Origin of the sequence: Streptomyces sp. NPDC050448 (assembly GCF_040655295.1) — a bacterium.
Classification (GTDB): domain Bacteria; phylum Actinomycetota; class Actinomycetes; order Streptomycetales; family Streptomycetaceae; genus Streptomyces.
In genome coordinates this window covers 154,668-169,345 of sequence record NZ_JBFAJR010000015.1, presented here as the reverse complement: position 1 = coordinate 169,345, position 14,678 = coordinate 154,668, and the positions used below count along the sequence as shown (strand labels likewise).

4 protein-coding genes are annotated in these 14,678 nt (G+C 72.4%); 2 read left to right on the top strand and 2 right to left on the bottom strand.

From position 1 onward, the window contains the following. Positions 1-18: 18 nt before the first annotated feature. Positions 19-11,259, top strand: coding sequence for an amino acid adenylation domain-containing protein (locus AB0I68_RS19980; protein ID WP_363178666.1), 11,241 nt, complete (start codon positions 19-21; stop codon positions 11,257-11,259). 191 nt (positions 11,260-11,450) lie between these two features. Continuing rightward, positions 11,451-11,990: a hypothetical protein gene (locus AB0I68_RS19975; RefSeq protein ID WP_363178656.1), complete on the top strand. Its 540-nt coding sequence runs from the start codon at positions 11,451-11,453 to the stop codon at positions 11,988-11,990. A 79-nt stretch (positions 11,991-12,069) separates the two neighbouring features. Here the strand turns inward: AB0I68_RS19975 and AB0I68_RS19970 are convergent, their stop codons facing one another. Then, positions 12,070-13,353, bottom strand: coding sequence for an ATP-binding protein (locus AB0I68_RS19970; protein WP_363178655.1), 1,284 nt, complete (start codon positions 13,351-13,353; stop codon positions 12,070-12,072). A gap of 91 nt (positions 13,354-13,444) precedes the next feature. Further along, positions 13,445-14,611: a HAMP domain-containing sensor histidine kinase gene (locus AB0I68_RS19965; RefSeq protein ID WP_363178654.1), complete on the bottom strand. Its 1,167-nt coding sequence runs from the start codon at positions 14,609-14,611 to the stop codon at positions 13,445-13,447. Between the last annotated feature and the right edge of the window lie 67 nt (positions 14,612-14,678).

The window sequence follows — 14,678 nt, the reverse complement described above, 5'->3', positions numbered from 1 at the left end:
ACGGCGTTCACCACGCAGATCCCGTACGTCGCGGGGGATGAGGTTCCGGCGAGTGTGCCGATCGGCCGGCCGATGGACAACGCGCAGACGTACGTACTGGACGAGTTCCTGCGCCCGGTGCCCCCGGGTGTGATCGGCGAGCTGTATGTGGCGGGGTCGGGGCTGGCTCGGGGCTACGACGGTCGGGCGGCTCTGACGGCGGAGCGGTTCGTGGCGTGCCCGTACGGGGGCCGGATGTACCGGACCGGCGACCTGGCGCGGTGGACGGCGGACGGCCAGTTGCTGTTCGTCGGTCGTGCCGATGACCAGGTGAAGATCCGTGGTTTCCGGATCGAGCCGGCCGAGGTGGAGGCGGTGCTGGCCGCGCACGAGAGCGTCGGTCAGGTCGCGGTGATCGTGCGGGAGGACCAGCCGGGCGTGAAGCGCCTGGTCGCGTACGTCGTGCCGGCCGACGCCGACGCGGACGTGGACGTCGTACTGCTCGGGGACCACGTCGCCGGGAAGCTGCCGGACTACATGGTCCCGGCCGCGATCGTGCAACTGAACACCCTGCCCGTCACGGTGAACGGCAAGCTGGACCGCACCGCCCTCCCCGCCCCCGAGTTCGGAGGCGAAGGACGGGCTCCGGCGACCCCCGTCGAGGCGGCGCTGTGCGCGCTGTTCGCCGACGTGCTGGGCCTGGAGCAGGTCGGCGCCGAGGAGTCGTTCTTCGCTCTCGGCGGCGACTCGCTGCTCGCGATGCGTCTCATCGCCAAGATCCGGTCCGAGCTGAGCGCCGAGGTCAACATTCGGGAGCTGTTCGGCGCCCCGACGGTCGCCGCGATCGCCCGGCTGGTGGAAAGCGACCGGGACGGCGTCGTCCGGGCCGGTGTCGTCGTACGGGAACGTCCCGAAGTGCTGCCGCTGTCGTTCGGCCAGCAGCGGATGTGGTTCCTCAACCGGCTGGAGGAAGCCGGAGCGGGCGCCGCCTACAACGTGTCCCTGTCCGTGGGCCTGACCGGTGAGCTGGACGTGCCCGCCTTCGAGGCGGCCCTGCACGACGTGGCGGACCGGCACGAGACGCTCCGTACGGTCTTCACGGAGACCGAGGGCGTTCCCCGCCAGCGCGTCCTGGACGGCCCCGAGTCCCGCCCGTCCCTGCACGTCCGCGGGGCGACCCGTGCCGAGCTGCCCGACCTGATGGCCGCCGCCGGCAACCGCCGATTCGACCTGTCCGCCGACCTCCCGTGGCGTGTCGAACTCCTGGTGCTCTCCGCCACCGAGCACGTTCTCGTACTCGTGGGACATCACATCGCCGTCGACGGCTGGTCGATGGGCGTACTCGCCCGTGACCTCTGGGACGCCTACAAGGCCCGCCACGCCGGAGCGGCCCCGCTCTGGAAGCCGTTGCCGGTCCAGTACGCCGACTACGCGCTCTGGCAGCACGAGGTCCTGGGCGACCCGCGTGACCCCGAGAGCCTGATCGGCGGTCAGCTCGCCTACTGGCGGCAGGCCCTGGCGGGCCTGCCGCAAGAGACTCCGCTCCCGGCGGACCGGGCGCGCCCCGCGGCTTCCTCCTTCCAGGGCCGGTCGGTCCGGGTCCAGGTGGACGCCGCCGCGCATGCCGGGCTCACGGAGGTCGCCGAGCGCGGTTCGGCGACGATGTTCATGGTGGTCCAGGCGGCGCTGGCCGTGCTGCTGAGTCGGCTCGGGGCGGGCACCGACATTCCCCTGGGTACCGTGGTCGCGGGCCGCGGCGACAGTGCGCTCGACGATCTGGCCGGGTTCTTCGTCAACACCCTCGTCCTGCGCACCGATGTCGGCGGTGACCCGACCTTCGGCGAGCTGCTGGCCCGGGTGCGGGAGGCCGACCTGTCGGCGTACGCGCATCAGGACGTGCCGTTCGAGCGGCTGGTGGACGAGATCAATCCGGCCCGTTCGCTCTCCCGGCACCCTCTGTTCCAGGTCATGCTGATCCTGCAGAACGTGCCTCGGAGCGAAACGCCGTGGGACGTGCCGGGCCTGAGCATCGAGCCGACGCCTGTCGACGAGAACGTGGCGGCCAGGTTCGACCTGTCCGTCAACCTCTCCGAACTCCGCGACGAACAGGGAACGCCCGAGGGGATCCTCGGCAGCCTCCAGTACGCCACGGACCTGTTCGACGAGCCGACCGCCGTGGCGCTGGCGGCCCGGCTGACGAGGGTCCTGGAGCAGATCGCGGCCGATCCGGAGATCCGGATCAGTCAGGTCGAGGTGCTCGACGGGACCGAACGGCAGACGGTTCTGGAGGAATGGAACGATTCCGCCCGGCCGGTTGCGGCCGCCACACTCCCGGAGCTGTTCCAGGCGCAGGTGGCGCGGACCCCCGACGCGCCGGCGGTGATCGGCGAACGGTCCTTCGACTATGCGGAGCTGGAGCGCCGCGCCAACCGTATGGCGCACTGGCTGATCGGCCGCGGGGTCGGCCCGGAGGACCGGGTCGGCGTGCTGATGGAGCGCTCGCCCGACCTGGTCGTGGTCCAGCTCGCCGTGTCGAAGGCCGGCGCGGCCTTCGTCCCGGTGGACCCGAACTATCCCTCCGAGCGCATCGGGTTCGTGCTCGCCGACGTTTCGCCGGCTCTGGTGCTGTGCACGAGCGGCACCGAGGGACTGCTCGCCGAGGACGTCGAGCGGGTGGTGTGGGACGACTCCGCCACGGTGGCCGAGATCGCGGACCGTCCGGTGCACGCACCTCTCACGCTGCTGCGTCCCGAGCATCCGGCCTACGTGATCTACACCTCCGGCTCGACCGGTACCCCCAAGGGAGTGGTCGTCACCCACGCGGGTCTCGCGGGCCTCGCCGGCTGCCAGATCGACCGGTTCGGTGTGGGGCCGGGCTCGCGGGTGCTGCAGTTCGCGGCGCTCGGCTTCGACGCCTCGGTGTGGGAACTGGTCATGGCGTTGACGTCCGGTGCGGCCCTCGTCACGGCCCCGGCCGACCGGATGCCGCCCTACGGGCCGCTCGAAGACCTCCTCCGCGACTACGGGGTCACGCACGTGACCTTGCCGCCTTCGGTGCTGGCCGCTGCCACGGAACTTCCGGAGTCCGTGGGGACGGTCGTCGTCGCGGGCGAGGCCTGCCCGCCCTCCCTCGTCACCGCGTGGTCGCAGCGGTTGAACCTGATCAACGCCTACGGGCCCACCGAGACGACGGTCTGCGCGACGATGACGGACGCGCTGACGGCCGAGGCTGCCGAATCCGGCCGGTCGATCGTGCCGATCGGCGGCCCCGTGTGGAACACCCGGGTGTTCGTGCTGGACGAGTTCCTGCGTCCGCTGCCACCCGGCGTCGTCGGGGAGCTGTACGTCGCCGGCGACGGGCTGGCCCGTGGCTACGCGGGTCAGGCGGCTCTGACGGCGGAGCGGTTCGTGGCCTGCCCGTTCGGTGGTGCGGCGGAGCGGATGTACCGGACCGGTGACCTCGCGCGGTGGACGGCGGACGGTCGGCTCCTCTTCGCCGGTCGTGCCGACGACCAGGTGAAGATCCGCGGTTTCCGGATCGAGCCGGGGGAGGTCGAGGCGGTGCTGGCCGCCCACGAGAGCGTCGCCCAGGTCGCCGTGATCGTGCGCGAGGACCAGCCGGGCATCAGGAGGCTGGTCGCCTACGTCGTCCCGGCCGGACAGGAAGTCGCCGGCGACGTGCTGCGGCAGTACGCGGCCGGTGTGCTCCCGGACCACATGGTCCCGGCCGCCGTCGTCGCACTCGGCTCCCTGCCCACGACCGTGAACGGGAAGCTGGACCGGGCCCTGCTGCCCGTCCCCGACTTCGCCGACGGGGAGGGCCGGGCGCCGGCCACCCCCGCGGAGGAGGCGTTGTGCGGTCTGTTCGCCGAGGTGCTCGGCCTGGAGCGGGTGAGCGCCGACGGCTCGTTCTTCGAACTCGGCGGTGACTCGCTGCTGGCCATGCGCCTGATCGCCAAGGCCCGCTCGGTCCTCGACGTCGAGATCAACATCCGGGAACTGTTCACGGCGCCGACCGTCGCCGGACTGGCCCGGCTGGTCGAGAGCGGCCAGGGGGACGTCCGGGCCGGTGTGGTCGTGCGGGAGCGTCCCGAGGTGGTGCCGCTGTCGTTCGGTCAGCAGCGGATGTGGTTCCTCAACCGGCTGGAGGAAGTCGGCGCGGGCGCCGGGTACAACGTGCCGCTGGCGCTGCGCCTGTCCGGCGCGCTGAACGTGGAGGCGCTGGAGGCGGCTCTCCACGATGTGGCGGACCGGCACGAGACGCTCCGTACGAGGTTCCCGGAGACCGAGGGCGTCCCCCGGCAGGAGATCCTCCGGGGCGCGGCGGGCCGCACCGCCCTGCGGGTCCGCCGGGTCACGCACGACGACCTCCCCGAGATCCTGGCCGAGGTGGCGCGGCGGGGCTTCGACCTGGCGCACGAGCAGCCGTGGCGGACCGAGTTGCTGGTCCTGTCGGAGACCGAGTCGGTGTTGGTGCTGGTGGCGCATCACATCGCGGTGGACGGTTGGTCGATGGGCGTGTTGGCGGGGGATCTGCGGACGGCCTTCGAGGCCCGTCTGCACGGTACGGAGGTCGGCTGGTCTCCGCTGCCGGTCCAGTACGCCGACTACGCGCTCTGGCAGCGCGAGGTCCTCGGTGAACTCGACGACCCGGACAGCCTCATCAGCGCCCAGATCGCCCACTGGCGGCAGGCACTGGCGGACCTGCCCGAGGAACTGCCCCTTCCGGCGGACCGCACGCGGCCCGCGGTCTCGTCCTACCGGGGCGGCTCCGTCCGGCTGGAGCTCGGGACAGAGGCCCACTCGGGGCTGATCGAAGCCGCCCAGCAGGGTTCGGCGACGGTGTTCATGGTGGTCCAGGCCGCGCTGGCGATGCTGCTCACCCGGCTCGGCGCCGGCACGGACATCCCCATCGGCACCGCGATCGCCGGCCGCGGCGACAGCTCCCTCGACGACCTCGCCGGGTTCTTCGTGAACAGCCTGGTGCTGCGCACCGATGTGAGCGGAGACCCCACCTTCGCCGAGCTGTTGGACCGGGTGCGGGACACCGACCTGTCGGCGTACGCCCATCAGGACGTGCCGTTCGAGCGGCTGGTGGACGAGCTGAACCCGGCCCGTTCGCTGTCCCGGCACCCGCTGTTCCAGATCATGCTGGTCCTGCAGAACCTCCCCCAGGGCGGCTCCGACTGGGACCTCCCGGGGCTCGACGTCCGGCCGATGCCGGCGGAAGACACCGCCGCCGCGCGGTTCGACCTCTCGTTCACGCTGGCCGAACGTCGTGACGAGCAGGGTGTTCCGGCGGGGATGGTGGGTGATCTGCAGTACGCCTTGGACCTGTTCGACGGGGTGTGGGCGGAGGCGTTGGCGGGTCGTCTGGTGCGGGTGTTGGAGCAGGTGGCCGCTGATCCGTCGGTGCGGGTGAGTGGGCTGGACGTGCTCGACGTGGTGGAAGAGCATGCGGTCGTCGAGGGGTGGAACGACACGGCGTGGCCGGTGTCGGAGGTGTCGTTGGCGGGGTTGTTCGAGGAGCAGGTGGCGCGGACCCCGGGCGCGCCGGCACTCATCGGTGCCGGTGTGCGGTTGACGTATGCGGAGTTGGACGAGCGTGCGGACCGTGTGGCGGGGTGGCTCGCGGGTCGGGGTGTGGGCCCGGAGTGCCGTGTCGGTGTGGTGATGGACCGTTCGCCCGAGTTGGTCGTGGTGTTGCTGGGTGTGGTGAAGGCCGGTGCGGCGTACGTGCCGGTGGATCCGTCGTATCCGGCCGAGCGGGTGGGGCGGATCCTGTCGGGTGCGGTGCCTGATGTGGTGCTGTGCACGGCGGCGACGGCGGATCTGGTGTCCGGGTCGGGTGTCGAGCGGATCGTCTGGGACGACCCCGCGGTGGTGGCGGACGTCGCCTCGTACGCGGGCCGGGGTCGGGTTCCGGTGGTGGGGGTCTCGGCCGGTTCGGCCGTGTACGTGATGTTCACGTCCGGGTCGACCGGTGAGCCGAAGGGCATCGTGGCCACGCACGGTGGTGTCACGGGTCTGGTGTCGGACCGGGGTTGGTCGGTGGGTGCGGGTGACCGGGTCCTGATGCACGCTCCGCACGCCTTCGACGCGTCGACGTTCGAGGTGTGGGTGCCGTTGGTCCGTGGTGGTGCGGTGGTCGTGGCGCCGGCGGGTGTGGTGGACGGTGCGGTGCTGGGTGGTCTGGTCGCGGCGCACGGTGTGACGGTGGTGCATGTCACGGCGGGGCTGTTCGGGGTGCTGGCGGAGGAGTCCCCGGAGGTCTTCGCGGGTGTGGCCGAGGTGTTGACCGGTGGCGACGTGGTGCCTGCGGGTTCGGTGGCGCGGGTGTTGGAGGCGTCGCCGGGATTGCGGGTACGGCATCTGTACGGGCCGACGGAAACCACTTTGTGCTCGACGACCCTGGTCGTGGAGCCCGGTGATGAGGTGCCCGCCGTGCTGCCCATCGGCTCCCCGATGGACAACAGCCGGGCCTACGTTCTCGACGCGTTCCTGCGTCCGGTCGCGCCGGGTGTGACGGGTGAGCTGTACCTGGCCGGGACCGGGCTGGCGCGGGGTTACGAAGGCCGCGCCGCCCTGACGGCGGAGCGGTTCGTGGCCTGCCCGTTCGGAGGCGTCGCGGAGCGGATGTACCGGACGGGGGATCTCGCGCGCTGGTCGCGGGACGGGCGGCTGTCGTTCGCCGGCCGTGTGGACGACCAGGTGAAGATCCGCGGCTTCCGGATCGAGCCGACGGAGATCGAGGCGGTCCTGGTGGGCCATGGCAGTGTCGGGCAGGTCGCGGTGATCGTCCGCGAGGACCGGCCGGGCACCAAACGACTCGTCGCCTACGTGGTTCCCGCCGGCGCGGACGCCGGTTCGGGCACCGGTGCGGACGCCGAGGGGGACGCGGAGAGGGACGATCTCCTGGAGTTCGCCGCACGGACACTGCCGGACTACATGGTCCCTTCCGCCGTGGTCCGGCTCGCGTCCCTCCCGGTCACGGTGAACGGCAAGCTCGACCGTGCCGCACTGCCCGCCCCCGACCTCGCCGACGGGGAGGGCCGGGCACCGGCCACCCCCGCGGAGGAGGCGTTGTGCGGTCTGTTCGCCGAGGTGCTCGGCCTGGAGCGGGTGAGTGCCGACGGCTCGTTCTTCGAACTCGGCGGTGACTCGCTGCTGGCCATGCGCCTGATCGCCAGGATCCGCTCCACCCTCGACGCGGAGATCACCATCCGGGAGGTGTTCGCCGGGCCGACCGTCGCGGCGATGGCCCGACTGGTGGAAGCGGACAAGGGCGCCGCCCAAGCCGCCATCGCCGTCCGGGAACGCCCCGAGGTACTGCCCCTGTCGTTCGGTCAGCAGCGGATGTGGTTCCTCAGCCGGATGGAGCAGGCGGGCGCCGGCGCCGGTTACAACGTGCCGCTCGCGCTCGGACTCACCGGTGAGCTGGACGTCCCGGCGCTGGAGGCGGCCCTGCACGATGTCGCCGACCGGCACGAGACGCTCCGCACCGTGTTCCCGTCGACGGACGGCAGCCCCCGCCAGGAGGTCCTCGGGGACCGCCCGGCCCTGGTCGTCCGCCACGTCTCCCGGACCGATCTGCACCGGGCCATGGCCGAGGTGGCGGGTACGGGCTTCGACCTGGCCCGCGAGATGCCGTGGCGGACGGAACTGCTGACGGTTTCCCCCACGGAGCACGTGCTGGTGACGGCCGCCCACCACATCGCGGTCGACGGCTGGTCGATGGGCGTCCTCGCCCGGGACATCCAGACGGCGTACCGGGCCCGGCACGGCGGCGCCGAGCCGGGCTGGTCTCCGCTGCCGGTCCAGTACGCCGACTACGCGCTCTGGCAGCGTGAGGTCCTCGGCGAACTCGACGACCCGGACAGCCTGATCAGCGCCCAGCTCGGCTACTGGCGGCAGGCCCTGTCCGGGCTGCCCCCGGAGCTGGCGCTCCCCGCGGACCGGACCCGGCCCGCGATCTCGTCCTTCGAGGGCGGCTCCGTACCCGTCCGGCTGGGCGCCGAGGCGCACGCCGCCCTGGACGGCCTGGCGCGCCGGCGGTCGGCGACCATGTTCATGGTGGTCCAGGCGGCGCTGGCCATGCTGCTGGCGCGGCTCGGCGCGGGCACCGACATCCCCATCGGCACCGCCGTGGCCGGCCGCCCCGACAGCGCCCTGGAGGACCTCGCGGGGTTCTTCGTCAACACCCTGGTGCTGCGCACCGACGTCAGCGGCGATCCCACGTTCGAGGAGCTGCTCGCACGGGTCCGTGACACGGACCTGGCGGCCTACGCCCACCAGGACCTGCCGTTCGAGCGGCTCGTTGACGACCTCGACCACGTGCGCTCGCTCGCCCGGCAGCCGCTCTTCCAGGTCATGCTGGCCGTGCACTCCGGCGGCCCCGCCGAGGACGCCTGGGATCTGCCCGGCCTCCGGGTGGAGCAGCTGAACCCGGAAGTCGCCGAGGCGGCACGCTTCGACCTGTCGCTCGCGCTCGGGGAGTTCCGCGACGGGAGCGGTACGCCGGACGGCATCGGCGGCACCCTTCAGTACGCCACCGACCTCTTCGACGAGAGCACCGCCCAGGCCCTGGCCGACCGGCTGGTCAAGGTACTGGAACAGGTGGCGGCCGACCCGCGGGCACGGGTCGGACAGCTCGGCATCATCGAACCCGACGAACGGCACACGGTCCTCCGGGAGTGGAACGACACCGCGCGCCCGCTGCCCGGAACCACCCTGCCCGAGCTGTTCGAGCGTCAGGTCGAACGGACCCCCGACGCGATCGCCATCGCCGCCCCGGACGTCACCCTGACGTACGCGCAGGTGGACGCGCTGGCCAACCGGGTCGCGCATTGGCTGATCGGCCGCGGCATCGGCCCGGAGGACCGGGTGGCCGTGGTGATGGAACGCTCGGCCGACCTGCTGGTGGTGCTGTTGGGCGTGGTGAAGGCCGGCGCGGCCTACGTGCCGGTCGACCCCGGCTATCCGGCCGAGCGCATCGCGTTCATGCTCTCCGACGTGGACCCCGCCCTCGTGCTGTGCACCGGCGGGAGCCGGGGCGTTCCGCGCGACGGGTTCGACGTCGCCGTGTGGGAGGAGGCCGTCGTCGGGATGGCGAGCTGCCCGGCGACCGCGCCCGGCGACGCCGACCGGTCGGCGGCACTGCGCCCCGACCACCTGGCGTACGTGATGTACACCTCCGGGTCGACCGGTACTCCCAAGGGCGTCGAGGTGACGCACCGGAACGTCGTGAGCTTCGCCGAGGACCGGAGCTGGAGCGACGAGGTCGTCGAGCGGGTCCTGGTGCAGGCCAACCACGCGTTCGACGCCTCGACGTACGAGATCTGGGTGACGCTCGCGCACGGCGGCAGCCTGGTCGTCATGCCGCCCGGTGACATCGGCGCGAGCGAGCGCGGCCGGCTCATCGCCGAGCACCGGGTCACCAACGTGCACGCCACCGCCGGGCTCTTCAGCCTCCTGGCCGAGGAGTCCCCGCAGATCTTCGCCGGGGTCCGTGAGGTCTCGACGGGCGGCGACGTGGTGTCCGCCTCGGCGATACGCACCCTGCTGGAGGCCCATCCCGGGCTGGTGGTGCGCACGACGTACGGGCCGACCGAGATGACGGCGTTCACCACCCAGATCCCGTACACCGCCGCCGACACGGTCCCGGCGACGGTGCCCATCGGCCGTCCGATGGACAACAGCCGGACCTTCGTGCTCGACGAGTTCCTGCACCCGCTGCCGCCCGGCGTGACCGGAGAGCTGTACGTGGCGGGCGCCGGGCTCGCCCGGAGCTATGCGGGACGCGCAGGCCTGACCGCCGAGCGGTTCGTGGCCTGCCCGTTCACCGAGGGCCCCGAGCGGATGTACCGGACGGGAGACCTGGCCCGCTGGTCGCCGCAGGGGGCGCTCGAGTTCGCGGGGCGGGCCGACGACCAGGTGAAGATCCGCGGGTTCCGGATCGAGCCGGGCGAGGTGGAGGCCGTCCTGGCCCGGCACGAGGGCGTCCGCCAGGTCGCCGTGACGGTACGCGAGGACCGGGCGGGCGCGAAACGCCTGGTCGCCTACGTCGTCCCCGACGGACCGGGCGTCGACGGCGACGCGCTGCGGGAGTACGCGGCGGGCGCGCTGCCGGACTACATGGTCCCGGACGCCTGGGTGACGCTGGAGTCCCTGCCCGTCACGGTCAACGGGAAGCTGGACCGGGCGGCGCTGCCCGCCCCGGACCCGACCGGTCCGGGAGCCGGCAGGGAGCCCAGGACGCTGGTGGAAGGGGTCCTGTGCGAGCTGTTCGCCGAGATCCTGGGCGTGGAGCAGGTCGGCGCCGAGGACTCGTTCTTCGAGCGGGGCGGCGACTCGCTGCTGGCGATGCGGCTGATCGAGCGGATCCGGACCGTGCTCGACACGGAGGTCAACGTCCGGGACCTGTTCGCCGGACCGACCGTCGCCGCGCTGGCCGCCGTCCTCGACAAGGACCGTGAGGCCGCGGGCGACTACGAGGTGATGCTGCCGCTGCGGACGGGCGGGGAACGGCCACCGCTGTTCTGCCTGCACTCCGGCGGGGGGCTCGGCTGGCACTACGCGGCCCTCGTGAACCACCTGCCGGACGAGTACCCGGTCTACGGCGTACAGGCGCGCGGTCTGGACGGGTCCGGCACGTTCCCGGGCAGCGTCGAGGAGATGGCGGCGGACTACGCCGACCGGATCCGCTCCGTGCAGCCGACCGGGCCGTACCACCTGCTCGGCTGGTCCTTCGGCGGAGTCGTCGCCCACGCCGTCGCCACGCACCTGCGGCAGGAAGGCGAGACGGTCGCCCTGCTGGCCATTCTGGACGGATACCCGAACCGCCGGATGGCGAAGGAGGACGAGGCCGGCGCCGCGGAGTTCGCCGGGCTCGGGGAGCTCCGGCCGGGCGACCGGCCCGTGCTGCTCCTCGACGGCGACGTGGTGGGGGACGCCCCCGCCGCCGCCCCGGCGGACCGGGTGGACGAGACGCGGCACGACGCGATGACGTCGGCCGTCCACCGGGTCGAGGAGAACAACCTGCGGCTCCTGCGCGACTACACCCCCGGAGTCTTCGACGGGGACGTCCTCCTCTTCGTGGCGGCGCTGGGACGCCCGGAACTCCTGCCGGCGGAGGCCGCTCCGGAGGCCTGGCGGCCCTACGTGCGGGGCGCGGTCGAGACGCGTCCGCTGGAGTCCGACCACCGCCGGATGATCAAGGGGGAGCCGCTCGCCGAGATCGCCCGCGTACTGACGCGGAAACTCGCGGACCGGCGTTGGTGATACCTCCCCGAAACCCTCTGATCCGTAGCGTTCGATCAAGAGTCCTCGCTCCGTGCGCGCCCGGTCGCGCACGGAGCCGCCAGGAACCTCCACAAGAGACGGAGATTGACATGCAAGGTGCCTCTGGCCGCGGTCGCCCGAACAGCACGAGCACCGGTCGGTCGCGACGGGCCCGGAAGCTGGTGGCCTCCATGGCCGGGGTGACGGCCATCATGCTGTTCGCGGTCGCGTGCAGCGAGTCCGGCGACGGCGGCGGCTCCGGCGGCTCCGGCGGGGCCGCTCCGAACGCCTCGAAGGGGGCGGCTTCGGGCGACAAGAAGAGCACCCTCGCGTACGCCAAGTGCATGCGCGAGAACGGAGTCGCCAACTTCCCCGATCCCAATGCCCAGGGCCTGCTCAACATCGACGGCTCCGTCGACATGAAGTCGGCGCAGTCCCAGGCCGCGGACAAGAAGTGCAAGGAACTGCTGCCCGCGGTCAACGCCTCGCCGCCCGCCGGGGTGGCGGAGGCCTCCCTGGCGTACTCCAAGTGCATGCGGGAGAACGGGGTCCCGAAGTTCCCCGACCCCAACGCCGAGGGCGGGCTCGACGTCAACGGCGAAACGCTGGGAGTCGACCCGCAGGGCCCGGTCTTCAAGGCGGCCGACAAGACGTGCCAGCCGATCCTGGAGAAGATCGCCGGCGGCCCCAAGCAGTTCCAGTCCGGGGGACCCGGACCGGCGCCGCAGTAGACGGCCCGCCCGCATCACGCGCCGTACCGCTCCCGTCGACGACGGGAGCGGTACGGCGTTCGTCGTGGTGCGCCCGCCGTCAGTGCACCGACAGGGGTGGCCGGCGCCGGACGGGCGGTGCGGGTTCGTGCGCGGTGGGGAAGGCGACGGTGACGCTCAGGCCGCCCCCGGGCCGCGTGGAGGTGGTGAGGTCGGCGTCGTGGGCGTGGGCGATGGCCTGCACGATGGACAGGCCGAGCCCGAGGCCTTCGGCCCGCGCGGCCCGGGTGGCACCGAGCCGCTGGAACGGCTGGAAGAGCCGGCCGACGGCCTCCGGCGGCACCGGGGGACCGGTGTTGGTGACGGTGAGGACGGCGTGACCGTCCACGGTCCCGGTGGTGACCCGTACCTCACCGTGCGGGGTGTTGTGCCGCAGCGCGTTGTCCACGAGGTTGACGACGAGACGTTCGGCGAGCGGCCGGTGCCCCAGGGTCGCGGCCGTCGCCAACGACGTGTGGACCTTCACGGTCCGCAGGTCCGCCTCGTCGGCCCGAGCCTCGACGACCTCCCGGACGATCCCCGTCAGGTCGAAGGGCCGGCGGACCTCGATGCCCGCGTGGCTGCGGGCCAGCGTGAGGAGCGCCTCGATCAGCCGTTCCTGCTGGGCGCCCGCGGCGAGGACGCGCTCGTGGGCCTGTCGGAGGGACTCGACGGTCGCCTCGGGGTCGGACAGGGCGACCTGGCCGAGGGCCCGTTGTCGGGCCAGCGGCGTACGCAGTTCGTGGGAGGCGTTGGCGACGAACCGGCGCTGCGCCTGGAACGAGTCCTCCAGCCTGGCCAGCAGCCCGTCGAAGGTGTCGCCGAGCTCCCTGAGTTCGTCGCCGGGCCCGTCGAGGGCCAGCCGCCGGTGCAGGCTGGTGGCCGAGATGTCCCGCGCCATCGCCGTGATCGTCCGCAGCGGGCGCAGCATGCGGCCCGCGACGATCCAGCCCAGCACTATCGACACCACCAGCATCAGGGCCAGGGCGATCCCCGAGTTGACGAGCAGCTGGTGCATGACGTCGGACCGCTGACGGGCGAGGGCCGCGCGGGCCTGCTCCGAGAGCAGGTCGATGGCGACCACCCGTTCGGGTTGCCCGTCGGCCGGCCACGGAGGGGTTCCGGGCGGCAGGGGGGCGTCACCACCGGGTGGCGAGGAGAGGAAGTCGGAGCGCATGCCCATCGGGGGATCCGCCCCGAGGTTGTGCCGCACGAGCGCGTAGGTGATCGCCAGCAGGGCGGTGCTGGAGACCAGGAACAGGCCTCCGTACAGCAGTGTCATCCTCGCCCGGACCGTGCGGCGGGTCCGGCGCGCCGTCCGGACCGGCTTCTCGTCGTCCTGCACCACAAGCACCCGTGCCCCACGTGTCCTCGGCGATCACTTGTCAGGGGCAACACCCTGACAAGTCCGTCCGGGAACGTCCAGTGGGCGCGAGTCAGGCAGCACCCGGAAGAGATGATCGCCTGGGTATCGCCGGGAACGTCACGGTGATGGTCAGGCCGCCGCCCGACCTCGCCCGGGTGGTGAGGTCGGCGTCGTGGGCGTGGGCGATGGCCTGCACGATGGACAGGCCGAGCCCGAGGCCTTCGGTCCGTGCCGCCCGGGTGACGCCCAACTGCTGGAACGGCTGGAAGAGCTGCTCGATCGCGCTCGGCGGCACCAGGGGACCGGTGTTGCCGACGGTGAGCGTCGCCCGGCCCTCCACGGTCCGGGTGGACACCTCGACGTGGCCGTAGAGCACGTTGTACCGCAGCGCGTTGTCGATCAGGTTCGCGACGAGGCCCTCGGCGAGGGTGCGGTGGCCCGAGGGCACCGCCGGTGTGATGGACGTACGGAACGTCACCGCCCGGCGGTGCGCCTCGGCCTTCCGCGACTCGACGACCTCGGCCGTCAGCCGGGCCAGATCGAACGGGTCCCGGACGTCGATGCCCCCCTGGCTCCGGGCCAGCGTGAGCAGGGAGCCGATGAGCCGCTCCTGCTGGGCGCCCGCGGCGAGGATGCGCTCGTGGGCCTGTCGGAGGGACTCGACGGTCGCCTCGGGGTCGGACAGGGCGACCTGGCCGAGGGCCCGTTGTCGGGCCAGCGGCGTACGCAGTTCGTGGGAGGCGTTGGCGACGAACCGGCGCTGCGCCTGGAACGAGTCCTCCAACCTGGCCAGCAGCCCGTCGAAGGTGTCGCCGAGCTCCCTGAGTTCGTCGCCGGGCCCGTCGAGGGCCAGCCGCCGGTGCAGGCTGGTCGCCGAGATCTCCTGCGCCGTCGCGGTGATCGTCCGCAGCGGGCGCAGCATGCGTCCGGCGACGATCCAGCCCAGCACGATGGAGACCACCAGCATGAGGGCCAGCGCTATCCCGGACTGGACGAGCAACTGGTGCATGGTGTCGGCGATCTGACCGGCCATGGCGTCCTGGGCCTGCTCCGCGAGCGTCTTCAACGCGCTCTGTCTGCTCTGGGGCGGCTGCGCGGGGACGACACCGGGCTCGGTGGCTTCGTTGAACGACAGTTCGGGCGGCTGCCCGCCGATGGCCCGCTGCACCAGGACGTAGGTGACACCCAGCAGGGCGGCTCCGGACAGGACGAAGAGCCCCCCGTACAGCAGGGTCATCCGCAGGCGCACGGTGCGGCGGGGGAGACGTCGGCGGGCCCCGCGCCCCGCGAGACGGGAGATGGCA

Excerpts from the sequence above, each read along its gene's own strand:
- AB0I68_RS19975 (WP_363178656.1), top strand. The coding sequence starts at position 11,451 with ATGGCCGGGGTGACGGCCATCATGCTGTTCGCGGTCGCGTGCAGCGAG.
- AB0I68_RS19965 (WP_363178654.1), bottom strand. The coding sequence starts at position 14,611 with ATGACCCTGCTGTACGGGGGGCTCTTCGTCCTGTCCGGAGCCGCCCTG.